The organism is Pseudalkalibacillus sp. R45, assembly GCF_052246725.1.
GTDB lineage: Bacteria > Bacillota > Bacilli > Bacillales > Fictibacillaceae > Pseudalkalibacillus.
On record NZ_JBQQCL010000001.1, the window covers coordinates 949161 to 971058 of the forward strand.

Sequence of the window (21898 nt, forward strand, 5' to 3'; positions counted from 1 at the left end):
GATTTATTAATGATCCTCCATAGGAGGAATTAATAGAAATCCTTCATTAAGCTCATCTTCTACGTTTGAAAAAAAGGTATGTTTCCCCATGATCCATGCCCTGCCGGAAATTTCCGTCAATACAGCAGGGAGGCTACCGACTTTTGTCTTTTCAAGAATTCTTCCCCGGAAAAGGGTTCCGACTATACTTTCATGAATGAAGGGTTCACTTACTTCGATTTTTTGTTGTTCATATAATGTCGCCAGCTTCGCAGATGTACCGGTTCCGCATGGGGAACGATCAATTCCACCAGGAGGTACGATGACGGTGTTCTTTACGGTTGCTTCAGGGTTCGAAGGTTTGGAAAAAAATTCAATATGCGTCAATCCTTTTATGAAGCTCGACTCAGGATGGACAACCTCAGTCGCATGATTGATCGCATCTCGCAGTTTAACTGCAATATCAACGATGTTACTCGCATTGGAAGGAACTAATGATAGCCCTATTTTCTCGGCATCTGTGATGGCATAGAAGTTCCCCCCATAAGCAATGTCACAATTCACTTCACCGATCGTCGGAACATCAACAGTAACGTTCTTCAGCAAAAAGGAAGGCACATTACAAAACGTCACTTCTTCCGCGTGACCATCATTCACTTGGATGGTCACTTTAACCAGACCTGCAGGAGTGTCCAAAGTAAGTTCGATTTTTGGTTCTTTCACTTCGATCATGCCTGTTTCAACTAGAGCCGTACAAAAACCAATGGTGTCGTGGCCGCACATGGGCAGGTATCCTCCGGTTTCGATATATATGACACCAATATCCGCATCAGGGTGGCAAGGTTCAACCATCAATGCTCCTGACATCACTTCATGGCCGCGAGGCTCGTACATCAGTAATTTCCGTATCCAATCGTAATCACTTTTCATTTGAAGCATTTTATCAGCCATTGTCTGGCCTTCTAACTTAGGTAATCCACTGATCACAGTCCGTGTAGGGTTTCCTCCAGTGTGGGTATCAATTGTCGTAAACAGTCTATCAGCCTTCATTTTTTTCCACCTTCTCTTTAAATCGGTTATAGCTCAATGGTTCGACGGGGATGGTTGTCTTTTCTCCCATTACAAGTTGTGTAATGACTTTTCCTGTAATAGCAGCTAAACTGATCCCATCTCCTTCATGACCCGCAGCAATATAAAAGCCTGGTACTTCTTCAACTGGCGAGACGATCGGCAAATGATCCTCTGTCCAGGGCCGAAGCCCAGCATAAGTTCGTATCACCATCATGTCAGACATTTTCGGATAGAATCTGATCGCCCTTTTTGCAACACATCGAGCAACTTCAAAATCAACTGACGTATCATATCCAACGAACTCGCGGCTGCTTCCAATCAAAAAATTTTGACTTTCTGTCGGTTCGAAAACGAGTGCAGCTCCATATTTTTCGATGTCTTCTTCGACTCGACGCTTTCCCCCGAATTTAGAGATCAGATAGCCGAACTCCATCACTTTCCGCGTCCCGACAGGAGAACTGCGGGAGGCTACAATGATATGCCCTTTTCTTGGCACAATCGGAATAGGGACATCAAGCATTTGACCAATATGGTCCGCCCAAACCCCCGCAGCATTGATCACTTTATTTGCTGTAACTGTCCCTTTTGTTGTTCCAATTTTAAAAGTGCCATCATTCTGTCTTTTAATCGTTTTGACTTCCGTATTCGGGAAAAGCTTTGCCCCCCTTTTCTTGGCATCATGAAAGAGAGAAAAAGCAAGCATATAAGGGTTGACAGTTGCATCTGTCTCGCATTCAAGCCCACCTGGAAGATCATCAGCGAAATAAGGGGATTCCTGGCGGATATCTTGACGATCAAGCATTCGAAAAGACAATCCTGCTGCCCTTTGACGGTTGACCCACTTGCTTGCAGCTTCCATCTCTTCTTCCGTTTCACAAACTAAAATACTTCCTGGAGATCTATACTCAAACGGCAGCTCAAGATTTTCACTGAGTTCCTTGACCAACTTTTGGCTTTCCAAAGACATTTTACTGTCGAAGCCTGGATCCTTATCAATCGCTAAAATATTCCCGTCGCATTTTGAAGAGGTTCCACTCACCAGCTCTCCTTTTTCGAGAACCAACACTTCCATTTCTGATTGAGTCAGATAGTAGGTAACAGCTGCACCAATAATCCCGCCACCTATAACGGCTACTTCTGTTGTCATATTTTGCATATCATATCGATCCTTTTTCTGATAGTCAGTTATTTAAAATGCAATTATTGTGCCAAGTTTAAAATGATGCCACATCAGCTTTTGATAGAAAAACTCATGTAAAGAAAAGTCGGCAAAGCCAAGCCATTAGCGCAGGGTGAGCCTTAGTTGGCACTGATATTGCAGAAAGTACTTTATACTTTCTTTAAATGTAAAAGAATTTAGATTATGTCAAAATAATTTGACGCAACTTTCGATATCAAGCTATGAAAATAGCAATGAATCCATACCTTACACTGTTAAATAGAGAATCTTAGCTTTCTACTTTTTTGGCTTGATTCTTGCATGAATATAACTGATAAGGAGGGACTGACATGAGAGAAAATCAAACGTTAGTATGTCGTTGTGAAGAAGTGACCCTTGAAGAATTACTTAGCACGATCGATACGTTCCAGTGTTCTGCACGCGAATTGAAACTACGTACACGTGCAGGAATGGGAGTTTGTGGAGGAAGGACTTGCAGATCCAGTCTTGACCTTTTGATAAGCCAAAAAGAAGGGGAAAATCCACCTTCAGATTCCATACCTTTAAAATATCAGCCGCCTATTCGGCCAATTACATTCAAGAATCTTGGTGATATATAAATGGATAAAAGAATAGTAAACCATCCTATCCTGGACACTTTGGCTGACAATAAGGAGATTTCATTTTCATTCAATGGTGAAAATCATAAGGCTATTGAGGGGGATACGATCGCCTCCGCCTTACTGGCTAATGGTATCCGCACACTTCGACACCATGAGGAAAGTGGGAATCCTAGAGGAATCTACTGCAATATCGGACATTGTTTCGAATGCCGTGTCAAAATCAGGAACTCTGAAACAGTCCGTGCGTGCCTTACTTTAGTAGAAGATGGAATGAAGATTGAAAGCCTCACCCAATATCCAACTCCATTAAAAGGAGGTTCATGGCATGATTGACGTTATCATCATCGGTGGAGGACCTGCAGGCTTGACAGCGGCAAATACGTGCGCTCGTAATAGATTGCAAGTTTTGGTACTTGATGAATTCATGAAACCAGGTGGAAGGCTATTGGGACAGCTCCATGAAGAAGCAGATGGAGAATGGTGGAATGGTATGAAGGAAGCTTCTATATTGGATTCCAATGCGCATAACCTGGGCGTAGACGTTAAACTTGGTGTATCAGTCCATAACTTAAAATATAATAAAGGGAAATGGGATGTATTTACAAACAAAGGCAAGTTCTGTTCCGCTAACATCCTCTTGGCTACAGGGGCGGCCGAAACACCTTTACCTCTTCCTGGCTGGACACTTCCCGGTGTGATGTCGATCGGTGCTGCCCAGGTGATGACCAATGTCCATCGTGTAAAGGTTGGTGAAAAGGGGATTATTGTGGGCATGAATATACTCTCATTTGCAATCATGAGAGAACTCCATTTGGCAGGCATCCAAGTCGATAGAGTCCTGCTTCCGCCTCATAATGCGTTATCAGCAGATTCTTCCAACCCGATTAAAATAATAGATGATTTGTCAGAAGCCGCCCATTTGGCTCCCGGTTTCATCATGAAATGGGGAGCCAAATTGATGCGTTTGAAAGCATTAAGAAAAATCGGATTGAACTTTTATCCATCCAGAGGCTTGAAAATATGGGGTGTTCCGATCCAATTGAAACAGGCTGTCGTCGAAATAGTTGGTGACAAAGAAGTGAAAGGTGTAAAGGTAGTTGAATTGAACGTGGATGGAGAGCCTGTACCAGGTACTGAACGAATTGTGGAGGCTGATTTCGTGTGTATTGCGGGTGGACTATACCCACTTGTGGAGTTGGCTGCGATTTCAGGATGTCCATTCCATTACATTCCGGAGTTGGGTGGTCACATTCCTTTACACAACGAAAGGATGGAGACTCCTGTGGAGGGCCTTTATGTGGCAGGTAATATCACGGGTATTGAAAGTGCCAAGATTGCGATGGCACAGGGAGTCGTAGCAGGTTTATCAATCTCACAAAAAGTGACGGAACGGATCAACCTCGAAGAAATGACAAAAGCAGTGGAGCATGTACATGAAATAAGAGAGAAATCGATCATCCAATTTCATCCAGATATCCAAAACGGAAGAAAAAAAATAGAAAGACTTTGGAATCATCACCACCAGGAAAAAATTCAAAGGGATGAAAATTACGTATGAAGCTAAAAGGGGCTGACCCAAAATAAACCAATGGGTCAGCCCTTATTTATAGGAAAGTTTTTAAAATGTATGTTTAATCGCACATGTTTTTAGAGTGGTATAGAAATCAAGAGCGGCCTGCCCCTGTTCACGGGTATGGGAACTTGACATTTTCATCCCTCCGAACGGTGCCTGATATTCAACTCCTGCGGTTTCTTGATTCACTCTTACCATTCCGGCATCAGCCTCATCAAGGAATCGGTGAGCCTTGGACAGATCCTGAGTGAAAAGCGATGCGCTTAAACCATACACGGTTTGATTAGCCAATGATATCGCCTCTTCAAAATCCTCAGCGGTAAGGATCACCGCAAGCGGTCCAAAGACCTCCTCCTGCACGAGTTTGTGATCGGGGCTGATCCCTGTCACAACCATTGGATTTATAAAATACCCATTGTCGTTCCCTTGCTCGATTTCTTTTTCAACAACCAATTCTGCTTCCTTTTTTGCAACTGAAAGATATTCAGATACACTGTCAAATTGACTTTTTGATGCCACAGGACCCATATAGGCATCCTTATCCAGGGCATGATTGACTTTGATTGGCTTCATTTCCGCTTTTAACGCTTCGACAAATGGCTCATAGGCTTCCTTTTCAACAATGATACGGCTCGTCGCTGTGCATTTCTGCCCCGCTGAACGGAACGCGCCGCTTACCACCATGGATGCTGCCTTCTGAAAGTTTGCATCTCTTAACACGATGGCTGCATTTTTTCCACCCATCTCAGTTTGGTATTTGATATTCCGAGCTGCGCATATCGAAGCCACTCTTTGACCCGTTGCGGTGGAACCTGTGAAACTGACAGCATTCATTTCCGATTTTTCCAACAGTGCATTACCTACATCCCTGCCTCTACCGATTACGATATTCACGACACCATCAGGTAAACTCGTTTCAGCAAAAAGCTCCCCTAAATGGAAAGCAGTTAGAGAGGCAGGCTCAGCCGGCTTCCAGAGAATTGTATTCCCGGTGATCAACGCTGGAGCCATTTTCCAGATCGGAATAGCGACAGGAAAATTCCATGGTGTAATGAGCCCGACTACGCCTAATGGAACACGCTTCGTGTATTGCAAGACATTCACATCCGAAGAGGGAACGAGATTTCCCTGTGATCGTACACCTTCACTTGCATAATAGCGAAGCAATTGGACGCCTCTGAGAACCTCTCCCTTCATTTCCGTAATGGGCTTCCCCATTTCCGAACTTGCTAATTCAGCAATTCCTGTCAAGTTTTTTTCCAGCACTGCTGCCATCTCGTAAAGTACGTCCCCCCTCTTCGCCCCAGGCATTGAGGACCATTTCCGATAAGCTTCTTTTGCAGCAGCCTCAGCTTCTATAACATCTGTTTCTTCAGAAAAGTGAATGGTACCGACTTTTTCAGATAGATTTGAAGGATTCAAGACATCACGTTGTTGACCTCTGGGTTTGATCCATTCTCCTCCGATCCAGTTTGCTGTTTCCATTTGATTTACATCCTCCCTCAAAAAAGATTATTGATTTTGTAAGGTGCTTCGGGATTTATCAAAAAAGTGTTTGATATCCTGGTAGGTTTTATCATCCAGCTTTAACCGAGGCGGTCTTGTCGGACCTGCTGGCTGGCCATTAAGCTCCATCATGTATTTGATGGCTTGTACCAATTGAGGGATTGCATCGTATTGGAACAATGGCAAAAGGCTTCTGTACAATGGCAACGCCTTTTCGACATTACCCTCCCTTGCTAATTGAAACAACTCAAGACACTCTTCAGGAAGCGCGTTAGGGACACCGGCAATCCAACCTGTCGCCCCCATTAAAGGTCCTTCCAGGGAAAGATCGTCAACTCCGATCAGAACCTCCAGACTGGTCTTTTCTAAAATATCGTGAACTCTTCGGACATCCCCGGAAAATTCTTTAACAGCGACCACATTTTCGATTTTTTCTAACTCTGCTAAGAATTCAGGTGTCAGATCAGTCGGATAATCTCTAGGATTGTTATAGGCGATCACTGGTAAACCAACATTAGAAATCTGGCGATAGTGTTCTACGATTTCATGTTCCAATGGCTTGTAATTGATCGGTGGAAGCGCCATGATTCCTGATGCTCCAAGGCCTTTTGCATGTTCACACCATTTTACGACTTGACTGGTTGCCGGAGCCCCGGAACCTACTGAAACAGGTACACGACCTTTTGCAGCATCGATGACAGTTTCTACAACCTTAGCTCTTTCGTCATCGGATAGTACGGCATATTCTCCAAGTGAACCTCCTGGAATCAGACCGTGTATACCCTTTTCAATCAACCACTTCGAAATTTCGTAGAGCCTTCTGTAATCAACTTCATGGTTCTCTGTCATCGGTGTTACCAGTGCAACATGGATCCCTTCAAAATGTTTCATCATAAATACTCCCTTCTGTTGGTTATGCAGGTTCGAACAGAATCGACCCCATTCACCTTAAAATATTGCAAGATTCATGCCATCTAAAGAAAACCTGGCATTAACAAGCCTTAATGAAGCTAAAACCCAATTCGCAAGAATATCAAGGGGACTTTTTAAATGCACCAAAATGGTTAGATAAACAAAACCGTGATAATGATGTAAAATCCTTTAGACGATGTAAAATAATTTATACACTTGTTGAACTGAAAGAAGATTACATGACTCGCACGTAATCTTAAGGCAGTTAATATCAAAGCGCTCTCTGTTCATCCTAGTAAAAAACCTTCCGAGAGGGGATCAGAAGGATCGATGAAAAATTGATGACTCCCCGTAATGAATGCGGATCCACTGATTTTTGGAATAATCGCTTGGAATCCTCCAATTTTGGTAGATTCGATTATTTCACCCTTCAGTTGACTTGCAATGATACTCTCATGAACAAACGATTGGTTCTCTTTTAAAACACCTTTTTGATATAAAGCGGCCATTCTTGCTGCTGTTCCGGTTCCACATGGTGATCGATCGATTTGTTGATCAGCAAACACAGTGACATTTCGTAAATTCGATTCCTTTTTCTCAGGTTGATCCGAGAAAATGACACCATAGATCCCTTGAATTTTATCTTCTAAAGGATGCTTCACATCAAGTGTCTTTTCAATTTCTTCTTTAATTGATTTGCCCCATTTCTGTATTTTGGAAAGCTGTTGGATTTCCACTTGCAAATCCAGGTCCTTTGCCTGGACAATCGCGTAAAACGCTCCGCCAAAAGCGATATCCACCTTAAAGGTTTTATGCCCTAATGAGATTTCAAATTCTTCCTTATAGACAAAGGATGGCACATTGAGGAAGGACACTGATGAGACTTTATGATTGTCATATACAGCTTCTGCGGTAATTTTACCAGCCGGGCTATCAATGGTATAAATGGAAGATCCTTGCCCATAGGTTTCGAGGAACCCCATTTCGATTCCAGCGGTGACGACGCCAATGATCCCATGTCCACACATCGTACTTAGACCCTCATTATGCATGAATAATACGCCAAAATTTGAGTCTTTATTTTCCGGCGGGGTCACGATACAGCCGTACATCCCATGATGGCCCCTTGGTTCATGCATCAGAATCGTCCGGATCACATCCAGATGATCTGTAAAATAAGCTCTTTTCTCCAAAATCGAATCCCCTTTTATCAACGGCAATCCACCTGTAATGATCCTTAATGGTTCACCCGCTGTGTGCGTATCAACTGTCGTTAACATTCGCTTGAATTCCATTTCAACCACTCCTTATAGCAGCTTTTTTCTATTCATAAATAACAATGCAAGAATTGTTCCACTCTTTTTAAAAGGGGACAAAAGTGACTGAAATTGACAAAATCTTTTGTTTTTTTTATAGTTCAATAAAAAATAGGTGTATTATTTATAACGATGGATTGATTTTTTTACATTCGGGGAGGTGGAAGGGATGCCTTATAAACAGCCACAGGTTGATGAGCTGCTTAAGAAGGATTTTATATTTCAAGAAAAAAAGGCTGAACAAGCAAATATGAATGAACGATTGACTTTTTTCTATGAAAATGGCGAACTTTTTTCCCAGTACAAGGAAGAAAGTGTACAGAAAAGCACCTGGATAACTTCAGATTGCAGTACGGAGGAATTGATTGGACTTTTGACTGCCTATCCCTTTGTCTTAGTGAGGAATCAAAAGAATAACCCGACCGGTTATATCGATCGGGATACATTTTTCAGAAGGCTTCATTTTTCCTATGAATGCTTATCTGCCTACTACGATGCCATCATGGGAACGATGGAAGCCTCCGTTTCAGTAGTGGACAAAAATGGAATCGTAAGGGTTTGGACTGAAAAAGCGGAAGAAATCTTCTCCATAAATAAAGAAAAAATACTGGGAAAACCGATGACTGATTTTTTTGAGAAGGACAAGCTTGAAATATTGGAGACTTTAAAATCGGGAAAAGCACTTCACCGACACCAACACCTGGCCAGGTCCGACCGTTTTGTATTGATCAATACCGCCCCCATCAAGATAGATGGAAAAACAATTGGTGCCGTCGCTTCTGAAATCGATATAACGAGTCAAGTCAAGCTAAATCAGGAGTTGTCCCAAACATCCGCAAAACTCCACCACCTGGAACGACAGGTAGCTGAATTGAATTTATCCACCAACCCTTTTGAAAAAATCAGAGGGAGCAGCAGATCTTTAAAGAAAACAATCAACAAAACAAAACGTCTCGCTTCGACGAATGCAACGGTTCTGATCCAGGGAGAAAGTGGTGTGGGGAAGGAACTGTTTGCAAAGGCAATACATGATCTTAGAGAGAAAAAATCATCCCCTTTCATTCCGATCAACTGTGGCGCAATCCCGTCTTCTTTATTCGAAAGCGAGTTATTCGGTTATGAAAGAGGGGCGTTTTCAGGCGCAGATCAGAAAGGGAAAAAAGGGAAGATTGAACTGGCTAAGGGAGGGACACTTTTCCTCGATGAAATCGGTGAATTGCCGCTTGAGATGCAGGTCAAGCTTCTCAGGGTCCTTCAAGAGAGGTCTTATTATGCAGTAGGCGGAACTAAAGAACTCCAAGCCGATATCCGCATCATTGCAGCGACAAATCAGGACCTGAAGAAACTGATAACGGAAGGGAAATTCAGAGAAGACTTATACTATCGATTGAATGTCGTCAACCTTGTCATCCCCCCTCTGAAAGATCGGACCGAGGACATCATTGAGTTGACCCACTACTTTTTATATGAATTCTCCACAAAGTATCACCGTCCGATCCATGGCATCTCTCAACAAATCATGAAAGATTTATTGAACCACACCTGGCCCGGGAACGTCCGGGAGCTTCGGAACGTTATCGAACGATTGGTTGTATTTTCTGTTGATGGAGTACTTCAGAGAGAAGACTTGCCTTTCCTGGATGAAGAACACCAAAAAAGACGATTTGTGAATCCTCACAGCGATCAAGGATTAAAAGAACAACTGGAGGGTTGTGAAAAGGAAATCATCATAAATACACTAAAAAAAATGTCTGGTAAAAAACAAGTCACTGCTGATGCTTTAGGCATTACCAGAGCCACTCTTTATAACAGGATGAAACGGTTGAATATCCCATTTTCATAACCTTTTTTCAATTCCCCCCCCCTTAAAGAGAGCTCTCATTTCAGGGGGTTCTCTCTCAATACTCGCCTACACTCCAGTAACAACCTAAAAAACACAAAAAAAGAGATTCGACAACTTAGCCCCTTCCATGTGACACCGTTCCGAAGGCAGGGGAAGCAACAGAACCGTCCCCAAGCGTCACCTCATGAGGAAGCACGAGAACCGTCCCCAATCAAGTTATCTTCCTATGCAATTCTCCCAGCCGTTCATACATTCTCGTCGTCAGATCTCTCAGCACCGGGAAGAAAGGGCGGATCTGGTTGTGCTGTTGAATATCAAGCTCTCCAACTGTAATTCCTTCCCCTTCATAAGGAGCTTTACACAGTTCCGGTGTACCAGGGACTTTCGTTTCTTTATCCCCTGCTCCAATAATGCAACCGCCGCCCCAGTATTCGGTTTCGCCTTCTTTACCGACCAGGTTCGTGTAGACGAAATTAACGGTGTTTTCCATAGCTCTCACTTTGACGATCGGCTCGAATATATCCTTTTCAAATGAGGGTGATCCTGAGATGCCAACAATCATGTCTGCGCCTTTCAATGTCAGCATCCTGGCTAACTCTGGAAAGAAGATATCATAGCAGATCAACACACCGATCTTCCCAATAGCCGTATCAAAAACCGGCAAGTCTTCTCCTACCTTGAAGTACCTTCTGTCAGGAAAAGCACCAGGTCCAGCTTGATCGGTTGCATGTCCCGGAAGCGTATTCTTCCTCCATTTACCGATATAACCCTCTGGCCCCACCAACACAGCCGCATTATAAAGGATTCCGTTCAAACTTCTCTCCGGCATCCCCCAGATAATATATACGCCATGTTCAGAAGCTAGCTCTTCAAAAAAGTGTGTTGCTTCTCCTGGAATCTGCTCAGCCACTTGAAAGAAATCATCGCCACAGTTGTAACCTGTCAACGCAAGCTCTGGGAAAACTACTAATCTCGCATCGCTTTCAACAGCTTCTTCAACATATCGTTTCATCTTTTCAAGGTTTTTGTTCTTCTGTCCTGTTTCTGGCGTAATTTGGCCAATTGCAATTTTCACCACAAAAATAACCTCCTGACCCTTGATTAATTCCATTTTCCTTTAAAAACTGATCAACTGTTCCTTATTGGAAGCAGTAGAACCGTCCCCAATTCCACCCAGGCCACTCCCCAACGCCACCTAGTCACTCACCAGGAAGCAGCAGAACCGTCCCCAATCACTTCCCTCGCTCCAGCTTCGCCATGAGTTCTGTAAAACTGGAGGTTTTGCAGAGCTCGGCGACCAGCTTCTTATCCTGGACGATGTGCCATAGTCTGTTGAACAGTGGGCTGAATTCTTCTTTGTCTTTTTCATTCAAGGCGAGGAGCAAGACGAATTGGACCGTATGTTCTCCCCATTGGACCGGCTTCTTCAGGATTCCGATTGCGATGCAGGAATCCAGCGCATTCGGTTTGATCGGGTGTGGGATCGCGACCAGATTGCCGATCGAAGTGGGCGATATTTCTTCCCGTTCCAAGACTGAATCGACATACTCCTCATTCACATAACCCTTTACTTCCAGGGTGTACGACATCGTCTTGATAATTCCGATCGGGTCACGTTTATCGATTTCAGGAAAAAACAAATCTTCGCTGAATAAATTCTGCAATTTCTCAAAGGATTTTTCCTTATCGTCATTCAAGTATTTACTCGAAATATACCCTCTGACCTTCTCGACGTCATCCTCGGTTAGCAATGCATTGATTTGGAGGACTGGGATAGCGCTGTCTTCATTGATCGGCACCGTACTTAAGATCAGATCCACCTCTTCTTCGATGTCTGTCAATGAATATGATGGATAGGTCCCGACGATCGTTAATCCAGGGAATTTGCTTTCGATACTTGCCGCCAGCAATTTTGCTGTCCCCATACCCGAGGAACAAACAACGGCAACCCTCTTGATCTCACGCTTTTTCTTGTTTTTCATCCGTTCGATCGCTGCTGCTAAATGAACCGCAATATAGCCGATTTCATCTTCATTGATCGTCAGGTCGTGCTTACTCCGGATTACATCCGAAGCGACAATCGCGAGTTCGAATGAAAAAGGGTAACTCGTCTTGATTTCCTTCAACATCGGGTTTTGGAGGTTCATTTTGTATTTCAAACGGTTCAACGCTGATCGCAAATGCAAACCGAGACCATAAATGAGTTCATTGTCGTCATCGAGTTGGATCCGATACACGCGTTTGATTTCAGCCAAAATTTCAAGGATCAGCTGGTAATTCCCTTCTCCAATCAACCTAACGAAATCATCCTCAGAAAGCTGGCCATCTTGAAATTGTTTTGCGCCCAGTAGATGAATCGTGATATAAGCGACTTCCTCTTTCGGAATTTTGATGAAAAAAGCCTCTTCCAGGGATGTTACGATATGCGAAGCGACAAAGAATTCCTTCTGTTCTTTTAAATGTTCCATGTCGATGGATCCTAACTGAATGCTTTTCCCTTTTTTGATTCGTTGGATCCCAATCGCAATATGCATGATCAGATTGTTGAGAGGTAGATCAGCAATATTGAACGGCAGCTGTTTGATATGTTTCTTCGTGATGGCTTTGATCAGATCGATGTCGATTCCCTCAATAACCGAAGGACTATCCTCATCGGCATTAACGGCTTGTTCATTTTTAAAATCAGATAGATAGGCCGATAAACAAAAGCGGATATTCATTTCATCGCCGACGAGCTTGATGCCATAGTTCGGCTTTTTGAATAAAGAGACATCGAACTTGCTTAAGAGCTTTTCGACCTGTTTCAAGTCATTATCAACGGTTGATTTACTGACAAACAATTCATCCGCCAATTGTTCGATTGTAATGAAATCATCTGCCATGACGATGCTTTTCAAAATGTAGAGCACTCTCTCTTCGGGAAGTACCGGTACATCACTTTCGACGTGTTGATCGATCTGGAACAATTCTTCAATCAGATCTTGAATTTCTTTATCGGGTTTCGGTTCGATGAAATACCCCACACCTCGTTGCGCATCAATTTGGACGCCGATCTTTTTCAATTCTTGATTCAATGAGGCAATATCATTCCGTACAGTCCTTGATGTAACCCCTAGAATTTTTGATAGATAGTCTCCTGTCACCGGTTCTTCATGTACCAATAATTCTTTAATGATCTGTTTCAATCGCGCGTTGATGAATACCATAAAATGAACCTCCCTTCTAATCCGACTTTTTTGTAACCCTTAATTTGTTAATTTAAAAGTAAGAACCTCGTTGCTTCTCATTCGATCGATGACAATCTCATAATCCCTGATTGTCAGTCTTTCGTCTGTGTCATCAAGAGGTCTCTCGTTCAAATCGACCAACTCCACATTTTTGAAAAACTCATTGTTGATATTGGTTTTTATCTCAGAGATTTCCTGATACGTCGTATTATAGATCCGGACTATGATGCCATCCTCATCCTCGCATTTCTTTACAGCGCTGATTGCCGCTTGCGGATGATCCATTTTGACGAAACTCATTTCATCATCATACACTCGCGTTTCAGTTGGATGATCTACTTGGACGGCCACCATAGAGGTTGTAAATTCATTGGCTTTCCGACCGATTTCGGCGTCTACTTCTGTTCCTGAATGCGGAATGATCGAATATTCCATTTCATGCTTGCCTAAAAGACTGCTGTCCGGTGTTTCAACATGAAGCCCAGACCTTCTTCCTGGTCGGTCTACTAGGTCTTGTTTGCCCATATAATCGGTCCCACATAACATGGTAAGTGCAACGACCGGTTCCTGACTATTCAATATTTCGTATTGTGGCAAACCTTTATTAAGGATGGCAAGTCCTTTTTCATCATCTGAAACATCGACAAACTTTTGTTGTGGGTAGATTGGATAATACTTTTCTTCCCACTTCTCTTCTTCCCAGTATTCCACTTGTGGCAGGTAATTTTCACGTCGGATCGTACCGAATTGTTGATCAGCAATATGGGTCTCCGAATTTATACCCGTATCAAACAGCGCACGGACCCGGTGATTTTTCACTGTATTATCAATCACGGTTTTGAGGTCAATGCGATCTTCATGCCGGTTTACCGTCACATAGGTGTCAATCATCATTGGCTTTGTTTCTTTCGAACGCCCGTTGACATCTGTGTCCACAGGGACATCCAGGGCATGTACGATTTTTACAGTTGCAAACAGTGGTCCATTTTGTACGACTGATACCCCTGGAGTGGAATTTTTCGTCGTAATCACGACATCTTCCCTTGGCGGTGAAAAATCGTATTCATCCCCAGCATTTCCGCTTTCTTCAAAAAGATTCAACTCATGAAATACGTTGCCGGACGCATGTTCTTTGACGGTTAAAGAACCATTCGGCTGGATTTCCGCTTCAAAGAAGTCATTCGAGAATACGCCGTCTTGATAGACATTCGAAGACTCTTCCACAGACGCTGTATTTTCTTTAATATAGTAGGTTTTATAACCGAGACCCGGAACATCAGCATGGAATTTGAACTTCGTTGTCCACACATACTGATCCTCATTTTTCACACCGATTTCAATCTGTTTATCGTTCAGATTTTCATAGCAGGATTCGACAACCTGGTAAGGCACAGATTCTCCGTTTGGATCGACAATCGTAAACGTTTCAGACTTCAACTGCACCGTTGCCTCTACGATATTTTCCCGCTTATTCCCCAGCGTGTTGAATACAATCAATGGGGTTCCTTTCGCATGATTGAAATTGATTTTTCCAATCAAATCATTTGTCGCATCGCTTCGTACCGTTTCCCCGATTTGGCTTGCATAGTGATACCGCATTTCCATTTCCTTATGCGTCACATCCGTACACACATTACAAATCGAATCGTGCGCATGGTTTTGAAGCGTATACTTCCACCCCTGGTTGATGATCGCATTGTCATAGTTGTTTCCGAACAAGAAGGACATCGAATTCAGAGGCTCGACATACTTTTCATATAGGTTCTGAACTTCGTAATTCTGCTTTTTCAAATCCAGGCGAGTGGAAGCAATACTCACATGCACACGCATATCTTTCCCTTTTCTGAACTCTCCACTGAGCGTTTCAAGGTTCTCAGCTTCCTCTTTCACCGCATTGAAATACTCCTCAAGTTGGCTGAACTTTACCGCATGCTCGCTGCCTTCAGAAGTAAAGTGCCCATTCAGATGTTCAACGATTTCTGGCAGCTCTTTGATCGCCGATCGCTGATCAAATCCACACATCAACAGCATGTTATTCGATGTGACCTTGTCTTCCAGAGCTTCCATATTTTCGTCCAACATCTCTAAATTGCCCTCAAGGTCAGTGGAAATCATCCTGCCATTCCCATAACCCAACGGCAGATGTGTGGTCAATACTTTTGAGCCATCTGGACCTTCCCACCAGAACTCTGTTTTCTCTGTTTCCTCATCAGTGATTCCTCGCCAGAAAAGTGCCTTATCCATGCCGAACCCTTTTAAAACTTGAGGAATTTGCGCTGCCTGTCCAAAGGAATCCGGCAAGTATCCGATTTGCATGGATGGACCAAAGTCCCATGCGATCTGCTGACCGATCAGCAAATTCCGCACCAGGGATTCACCGCTTGGAATGAATTCATCCGGCTGGATGTACCACGGTCCAACGAGCAATCGCCCTTCTTGAACAAGCTTTGCGATTGCCTCTTTTTTATGAGGTTTGACCTCTAGATAATCCTCTAAAACGATCGTTTGACCATCTAACATGAAAGAGGTATACTTCGGACTGTTTTCGAGTAATTCGATTAACTCATCCATGAACCGTACGAGTTTGACGCGATATTGCTGATAGGTCTGATGCCACTCGCGGTCCCAATGTGTATGCGAAATAACATGGAAATTCATCTGGATGCCTCCAATATCTGTGTATATAAAGAAACTAGGCAAAACCAAGCCTTAGGCTAGGCTTATGCCGCATTTGTACTTACTTTCTTTAAATGAAAATAGGAGGGAACTAATCAATAGATCCCTCAAGTTTTAAGCTATTAGACTTCTTCTGTGATCGATAATTCTTCTTCTGTGTTTTTCTTCAAAGCCACTGCCATCAGTGCTGTCACAACGATTCCGACTAAGAAAGCTAGGACGAACATGATTGGTTTTTCGAAAAATGGTACGACGAACACGCCCCCACTTGGAATTGGCGCTTCTGTACCTAATAACAGTGCTAATCCACCGCCGATCGAAGAACCAACGACAATCGATGGAATGACGCGTAACGGGTCAGATACGGCAAACGGGATCGCCCCTTCCGTAATGCCTGAAGCACCCATGAACGTTGTCGGCAACGCACTTTGCCGCTCAGCTAATGTGAATTTCTTAGGCGCGATTCGAGTTGCAAGCGCAAGGCCGATCGGTGGTGTCATGATTCCGATCCAGCATGCTGCCATTGGATAATAGATTTCTTGATTCAGCATCCCTACACAGAATGCAAAAGCTACTTTATTGATCGGTCCGCCCATATCAAAGGCCATCATCGCGCCAATAATCAGCCCTAAGACTACGAGGTTTCCACCGCTGAGAGATTTCAGCCAATCTTCCAAACCACTAGACATCGCAGCAATCGGTTGTCCGATGATGAACATTATTAGCGCTATTGCTCCAGCACCGAGCAACGGGATAACAATGATCGGTTTCAACTGAACCAAATATTTGTGCATCGGTAATTTCTTAAGCGCGTTTACAAGATAACCAGCGATGAAACCGGCTACAATTCCTCCTAAGAAACCTGCTCCGATTTCATTCGCGACCAGACCGCCTACCATACCAGGTGCGATACCCGGCCTGTCTGAAATGGAATACGCCATATAGGCAGCCATGACAGGAACCATGAGTGAGAAGATGAGTACACCTGTGTCTACAGTCTTCTTCGCAAATCCTGCTTCTTGTTCACCACCGCCAAGTAATAATCCAATCGTAAGAATCAATCCACCTGCCACAACAAATGGCAGCATATATGAAACACCGGTCATGAGATGTGTTTTCGCTTCTTCAACAACTTTCTTCATTAGAATCCCCTCTCTTTACCGCTTGTTCATTATTTGTTCGCTAATTCAATCGCCTGATCAACTAACCCTTGTGCATTTTTCACAGCATCTCCGACTGACGCCTTCACTGTCGGGATGTCATTGAATCGTTCTTTTTTTGCAATTGCCGTATCTGTAGCGAGGATCAGTGCTTCCGCTTCTTCAATTTCTTTTCCTTTGATTTCATTCTCGATTCCCATAGCGCCTTGCTTTTCTACCTTGATTTTCACACCGGCTTTTTTAGCTGAAGCTTCTAATGCTGCAGCAGCCATATGTGTATGTGCAACACCTGCAGGACAAGCTGTAACTGCGATAATTTTCATAATCAATCTCTCCCTTTATTCGTTAGTTTCATCAACACATTCAGATAATAGATGTAAAATTTCTTGTTTCTCACTCGCTGTCATCAAGCTGTTCCGGAAGTCTTCTTCAATTAGCTTGCCAGATAGCTTGGAAAGTATTTGCAGATGGGTCGTCCCAGCTTCTGACTCTGGTACCGCCAGCATGATCACAAAGTGAACATCTTGATCATCCATCGCCTTCCAATCCACACCGTTTTCCAGTTTTCCTATGGCGATACTGGCGTTCCGGACTGTTTCACTCTTACAATGCGGAATTGCAATACCATTGCCGAACCCCGTTGTAATTTGTGCTTCTCTTGCTAAAACACCTTGCGTGAATGTTGACTTCGATTCAATCCGACCTTGTTTCTCAAGCAATGAAGCTAGCTGCTCGATTACCCCTAATTGGTCTGTCGCACGAAGATCAAGGTCGATCAAGTCTTTATTTATCAATGTTGTCAATTGCAAAGTTTCACCCTCAATCCATATAAAAATCGTTTCTCTAACCCGGGTTATTCTAAAAATTATTGGTTTTTCTCTACACCTGTCATTATAGAAGCACACTTCCGGAAATAAAATTTAATCCTTTTCCTAAACCTTTAGGAAACGCTTACAAAACCAAAAAAGACCCCCAATGCTAAAAAGCATCGGTGATCTCTTATTCTTCATTTCAGATATTAAAAACTAAGCTCTGATAACTTCCTAGAAATCCCCTTCAATACACAAAAAAGGAGTAAAACGCCGAGCGTTTTACATCCGAATTGTGACAAAAAGCGGTGGGAGACTGACTATAGTCCTCTTTCTTTTTTCGACATACATGAGTGCCAGGTACCATTTTAAGTCCCAAAGGAAGCACGAGAACCGTCCCCAAAGAAGGAAAACCCTCCCCAAATCTCGAATGGTTACTTGATGATAAACATAGTGCGAAGGGTGCGAAGATGGGTATATTAAAGGATTTTTTGTTACAGCTGACGCTTTTGGTAATCCCTATTTTTATTTACTTTACAATTGTGCTGGAAAAAGTACGGAATGATAAAAAGATCAAGATGATCATGACCCTTTTATGGGGAATGTCCATCATATTATGCATGTCTTTTCCGGTTACTTTCGGTGACGGTGCCCGGTTGGATATCCGTTTTATCCCTTTATTACTGGGGGCTTTATACCTCGGAGCATGGCCCGGAATCTTTCTTTCGATCCTGATCATCCTTTATCGACTTTCTTTCGGAGTAAGCCCTGGTTTTTATAATACAGTTCTAGTATTAGTATTATCACTTCCTATTATATTGCTTTTTCAAAAATCGTTTGAACGTTCGAAGAAAGATAAAAGGGTTTATATGGCTTTATTATTGTCCCTTTACTACTCTCTGATTGGCCTTACTCTTTTCTCTGTTTTAAATGGTTTCTCAATCGATCATTTGAAAGTACAGATGATTCACCTGATCTTCTTAGTGGCCATTACCTGGTTCTGCATTGTATTGATTGAAACAATCAGAGAAATTCGCCATTTGCGTGCAGAGGTACAAGAATCCGAGAAGTTACGGGTGATCAGTGAGTTGACCAGTGTGTTCGCTCATGAGATCAGGAATCCGATGCAAGTTACCCGCGGCTTTTTGCAGCTTCTGAACGAACCTGACCTTCCTCAGCAGAAGAAGGAATATATCAACGTTTCGATTGAAGAATTAGATCGTGCTAATGAAATCATCAATGATTTTTTATCGCTTGGAAAACCAACCGTCCAGCATAATGGAAAAATCAATGTAGGTGACCAATTAGAACGTGTAGCAGTAATCATCCAAAGCTTCAGCCCAAACCTGCATGTTGAGATAAAAACGGATATTCTTGAAAACTGTTGGATTGATGCGGATCCTCATAAATTGAACCAGTCGTTGATTAATATTTTGAAAAATGCAGTAGAGTCAATGCCGAACGGCGGAGTCGTATGGCTCACCTGTCATTCAACCAATGATGACTATATAAAAATCACCATTAAGGACCAGGGTATCGGCATGACCAAACAACAGCTGGAACGGCTTGGATCTCCATACTATTCCCTCAAGGAAAAAGGAACAGGGCTCGGAATGATGGTCAGTTATCAAATCATCCGTTCATTCAAAGGAAAAATCATTGTGAACAGTGAAAAAGGCAAAGGCACAGAGTTTATTATCCTTTTACCTCAAGCTTCCTGACCATGAATTCGGTTCATGTCTAGAAGCACGAGAACCGTCCCAAAAGTAGCAAGGAGGCTAAATATGATGATCTTTGCTTCGACATCTGAGGCGAAAGCACTTAAAAGGAAGCGCGAGAACCGTCCCCAAGTTTACATCTTTTCAGGTCCATGCGGGGTTGGTAAATCCACCATTACAAAGGCACTGGCTGAGGAAATGGAAAAGGTTGTTCTAATTGAAGGGGATACTATCCATTCAATGTTCATAGGTAAAGAACAACCCGCGTGGGATGACCAATTATCAATTGTTTGGAAAAATATATACGCTATGACGAAGAACTTTATCGAAAACGATTTAAATGTAATCATCGATTTTGTAGTAGAAAGTGAACTAGAGTGGTTTTGCGAACAACTTTCTGAATTTGATTTGAATATGTATTATGTCGTGCTACGTGCTGATGAAGATATACTCCAAAAGCGTTTAATTCAAAGAAAAGATGAGAATTTAATAAAACGCTCTTTATTTTTATTAGACAAACTTGAGAATACTTCATCGAATAAACCATATCTGTATGACACAACGAATAAACGACCACAAGAAATTATAAATCATTTGAAGGACAGTTTTAAACAATTTAGAGTTAATGGTAAGTAGCGATATTAAATCGAGTATTTCTAATGTCTGGGAATCAAAACCACCAGTGTGAACTGGTGGTTTACTCTGCGACTGAAAGCCTTTGTTATCGGCCTTGGCCTCAATTGGCCCACCGAAAGGGTTTCCTCTTGCACCCTTCACTCACTAAGTTCGGCGCGTACCTGTTGTTTCGTCTCTTTTAAACTTATTGTTTTCCGGACTGCGCCATTTGGTGGCCTTCATAGCGACGATCCCTGTCTTCACGTCGATCGCACCCCTTTGGAGCAACCTTGCCGACGGTATGCTGGCGCTGCTCTTTAATGATTCACTTCTGCAAGTATTCGGATTGACATTCGGAATGCGGCCGTTTGTTTACGGCCAGATGCGCAGTAATTTAATCGGTATATCCTCCACAAAAACGAAAAGGATGATCGTTTATGGTTAGAAACGTTCCAAAAGAAGTAAGAAAGTCATATCTCTTATGGATAACCGCAATTGCTGCAGGCGTCTTTGAAATGATCATTGCCGTGATCTCTTCCTTGTCAGGCGATTCTTCTGTAAGTATCCTTATGGTTCAAGCACTAATAAGGATCGTCATCTTTGGGATTCTCACCTTAATTATCGTAAAAATGTATCACGGAAAGAATTGGGCCAGAATCACTTTAACCATCTTGCTCAGCGGAATCGGCACGCTCTCACTGGTCATCAACCCCGTCAAGTGGCTTATCGAGGGCAACTCGCTCAGCACCATGTTTGACGGGGTCAACCTTACGTCGCTTTTATTCGCTGCAAGTAGGTTGATCCATTTAGCTGCTGTATTCGCTGCCACGGTGTTCATGTTCCGCCCTGCAGCCAATCGCTACTTTCGATCGGAGAAGTAGATCTAACGATTGAGCACTCTCAAGGTAATACCCTGACACTTCACCAATAATAGGAACAAACTTTCATACTATTTCATCTGCCTGTTGGTACAATCTGTTGCAAATACGACAACCCCTTTAGTACTATCGATTTGGCCAGCAGAACTAATTGAAATCGCTTCAACTTCAACCTCTTCCATTATTTCATCACAGAATTTCAATACTTTTTTAGTTACTTCCCTTCCTCCTTTATAAGCTTCAGTAAGAATGGAGGCACTATATAAGAGTGTTCCAAGATCATCTACTGCACCAAATTTAATAGATGTACCTCCGATGTCAATAACACCTATTTGCAATCTTTTGTGCTCCTTTTTTTAAACTGATAAAAGCGAAAAACCCATATGTAGGTTTTTCGCTTTTATGGGTTGTATTCACTAACATTTATTTATGAACTCATAAACAATGGATACTTCCTCATTTTTTGAAATAAATAACCGTTTCGCATACTGCGGATTATCATTCGGATGGTCTTCCCGATAATGCGCCTCTCTACTTTCTCTTCTTTCCAGTATCGCCTGAAGTAAAATTTGAGATAAATTCATAAAATTCCTCGTCTTAATTGCAAGTTTTCTTGCCTGCATATTCTCAAATAGCCGCCTAGAATCCAATCGTGATTCAAATGCTTTGATTTCTTCAATGGCACTCGTTAATTGTAATTCCGAACGGACGAAATTTCCATGATACCACATCATTTCTTTAATTCTGTCCACGATATCATTTGCGTGTGCTTCAGAATCATGTGATGGTTCTTCTAAAGAAGTTGGTCCCAAAAGTCTTTTTAATCGAGCCAT

General features: G+C 42.7%; 21 protein-coding genes. 8 read left to right on the top strand and 13 right to left on the bottom strand.

The genetic code is table 11. The features are described 5' to 3' along the window. Positions 1-6: 6 nt before the first annotated feature. Positions 7-1029 carry a proline racemase family protein gene (locus tag ACTWQL_RS04450; RefSeq protein ID WP_443141199.1) on the bottom strand — a complete coding sequence of 341 codons (1023 nt, stop codon included), beginning with the start codon at positions 1027-1029 and terminating at the stop codon, positions 7-9. Continuing rightward, positions 1019-2197 carry an NAD(P)/FAD-dependent oxidoreductase gene (locus tag ACTWQL_RS04455; RefSeq protein WP_443141477.1) on the bottom strand — a complete coding sequence of 393 codons (1179 nt, stop codon included), beginning with the start codon at positions 2195-2197 and terminating at the stop codon, positions 1019-1021. The genes ACTWQL_RS04450 and ACTWQL_RS04455 overlap by 11 nt, the downstream gene beginning before the upstream one ends. A gap of 362 nt (positions 2198-2559) precedes the next feature. On the opposite strand from ACTWQL_RS04455, the gene ACTWQL_RS04460 reads away from it, so the two are divergent. Genes ACTWQL_RS04460 through ACTWQL_RS04470 form a run of 3 tightly spaced genes read left to right on the top strand, consistent with a single transcriptional unit; the run spans position 2560 to position 4390 of the window. Next, the gene (locus ACTWQL_RS04460) at positions 2560-2829 is read left to right on the top strand and encodes a (2Fe-2S)-binding protein (RefSeq protein WP_443141200.1); all 270 of its coding nucleotides are present in this window, start codon (positions 2560-2562) and stop codon (positions 2827-2829) included. Further along, the gene (locus ACTWQL_RS04465) at positions 2830-3165 is read left to right on the top strand and encodes a (2Fe-2S)-binding protein (protein WP_443141201.1); all 336 of its coding nucleotides are present in this window, start codon (positions 2830-2832) and stop codon (positions 3163-3165) included. Next, entirely contained in the window at positions 3158-4390 is a 1233-nt protein-coding gene (locus ACTWQL_RS04470) for an NAD(P)/FAD-dependent oxidoreductase (protein ID WP_443141202.1), read from the top strand. Before ACTWQL_RS04465 ends, ACTWQL_RS04470 begins: the two co-directional genes overlap by 8 nt. Before the next feature lie 60 nt (positions 4391-4450). Here ACTWQL_RS04470 and ACTWQL_RS04475 read toward each other — a convergent pair whose 3' ends face one another. The 3 genes from ACTWQL_RS04475 to ACTWQL_RS04485 all read right to left on the bottom strand — a co-directional run bounded on the left by ACTWQL_RS04475 (position 4451) and on the right by ACTWQL_RS04485 (position 8118). Next, entirely contained in the window at positions 4451-5890 is a 1440-nt protein-coding gene (locus ACTWQL_RS04475; protein ID WP_443141203.1) for an aldehyde dehydrogenase family protein, read from the bottom strand. 27 nt (positions 5891-5917) lie between these two features. Continuing rightward, positions 5918-6802, bottom strand: a complete 885-nt coding sequence (locus ACTWQL_RS04480; protein ID WP_443141478.1) for a dihydrodipicolinate synthase family protein — start codon at positions 6800-6802, stop codon at positions 5918-5920. Positions 6803-7110: 308 nt separating this feature from the next. After that, complete coding sequence (locus ACTWQL_RS04485; protein ID WP_443141204.1) at positions 7111-8118, bottom strand: proline racemase family protein; 1008 nt, start codon at positions 8116-8118, stop codon at positions 7111-7113. A gap of 190 nt (positions 8119-8308) precedes the next feature. Between ACTWQL_RS04485 and ACTWQL_RS04490 the strand changes: the two genes are divergently transcribed. After that, positions 8309-9982 (top strand): sigma-54 interaction domain-containing protein, encoded by a 1674-nt coding sequence (locus ACTWQL_RS04490; protein WP_443141205.1) that lies wholly within the window; start codon positions 8309-8311, stop codon positions 9980-9982. Between the two features lie 211 nt (positions 9983-10193). Here the strand turns inward: ACTWQL_RS04490 and ACTWQL_RS04495 are convergent, their stop codons facing one another. From ACTWQL_RS04495 to ACTWQL_RS04520, 6 genes are all read right to left on the bottom strand, one after another. Beyond that, positions 10194-11060 (bottom strand): carbon-nitrogen hydrolase family protein, encoded by an 867-nt coding sequence (locus ACTWQL_RS04495; RefSeq protein ID WP_443141206.1) that lies wholly within the window; start codon positions 11058-11060, stop codon positions 10194-10196. A 154-nt stretch (positions 11061-11214) separates the two neighbouring features. Further along, positions 11215-13188, bottom strand: coding sequence for a BglG family transcription antiterminator (locus ACTWQL_RS04500; RefSeq protein WP_443141207.1), 1974 nt, complete (start codon positions 13186-13188; stop codon positions 11215-11217). 39 nt (positions 13189-13227) lie between these two features. Beyond that, the gene (locus ACTWQL_RS04505) at positions 13228-15867 is read right to left on the bottom strand and encodes a glycoside hydrolase family 38 N-terminal domain-containing protein (protein WP_443141208.1); all 2640 of its coding nucleotides are present in this window, start codon (positions 15865-15867) and stop codon (positions 13228-13230) included. A 140-nt stretch (positions 15868-16007) separates the two neighbouring features. Continuing rightward, positions 16008-17027: a PTS fructose transporter subunit IIC gene (locus ACTWQL_RS04510; RefSeq protein ID WP_443141209.1), complete on the bottom strand. Its 1020-nt coding sequence runs from the start codon at positions 17025-17027 to the stop codon at positions 16008-16010. Positions 17028-17056: 29 nt separating this feature from the next. Further along, complete coding sequence (locus ACTWQL_RS04515) at positions 17057-17368, bottom strand: PTS fructose transporter subunit IIB (protein WP_443141210.1); 312 nt, start codon at positions 17366-17368, stop codon at positions 17057-17059. A gap of 15 nt (positions 17369-17383) precedes the next feature. Continuing rightward, positions 17384-17854: a PTS sugar transporter subunit IIA gene (locus ACTWQL_RS04520; RefSeq protein WP_443141211.1), complete on the bottom strand. Its 471-nt coding sequence runs from the start codon at positions 17852-17854 to the stop codon at positions 17384-17386. 470 nt (positions 17855-18324) lie between these two features. On the opposite strand from ACTWQL_RS04520, the gene ACTWQL_RS04525 reads away from it, so the two are divergent. The 4 genes from ACTWQL_RS04525 to ACTWQL_RS04540 all read left to right on the top strand — a co-directional run bounded on the left by ACTWQL_RS04525 (position 18325) and on the right by ACTWQL_RS04540 (position 21068). Continuing rightward, on the top strand, positions 18325-19575 hold the full coding sequence (locus tag ACTWQL_RS04525; protein WP_443141212.1) for an ATP-binding protein: 1251 nt from the start codon (positions 18325-18327) through the stop codon (positions 19573-19575). A gap of 63 nt (positions 19576-19638) precedes the next feature. Next, a complete protein-coding gene (locus ACTWQL_RS04530; protein WP_443141213.1) occupies positions 19639-20208 on the top strand; it encodes an AAA family ATPase in 570 nt (189 codons plus the stop codon). A gap of 208 nt (positions 20209-20416) precedes the next feature. Further along, positions 20417-20632 carry a hypothetical protein gene (locus tag ACTWQL_RS04535; protein ID WP_443141214.1) on the top strand — a complete coding sequence of 72 codons (216 nt, stop codon included), beginning with the start codon at positions 20417-20419 and terminating at the stop codon, positions 20630-20632. Beyond that, positions 20625-21068 (top strand): hypothetical protein, encoded by a 444-nt coding sequence (locus ACTWQL_RS04540; protein ID WP_443141215.1) that lies wholly within the window; start codon positions 20625-20627, stop codon positions 21066-21068. Before ACTWQL_RS04535 ends, ACTWQL_RS04540 begins: the two co-directional genes overlap by 8 nt. A gap of 68 nt (positions 21069-21136) precedes the next feature. Here the strand turns inward: ACTWQL_RS04540 and ACTWQL_RS04545 are convergent, their stop codons facing one another. Both ACTWQL_RS04545 and ACTWQL_RS04550 read right to left on the bottom strand, forming a co-directional pair. Continuing rightward, positions 21137-21403 carry an ROK family protein gene (locus tag ACTWQL_RS04545; RefSeq protein WP_443141216.1) on the bottom strand — a complete coding sequence of 89 codons (267 nt, stop codon included), beginning with the start codon at positions 21401-21403 and terminating at the stop codon, positions 21137-21139. Positions 21404-21481: 78 nt separating this feature from the next. Then, positions 21482-21898: a hypothetical protein gene (locus ACTWQL_RS04550; protein WP_443141217.1), complete on the bottom strand. Its 417-nt coding sequence runs from the start codon at positions 21896-21898 to the stop codon at positions 21482-21484.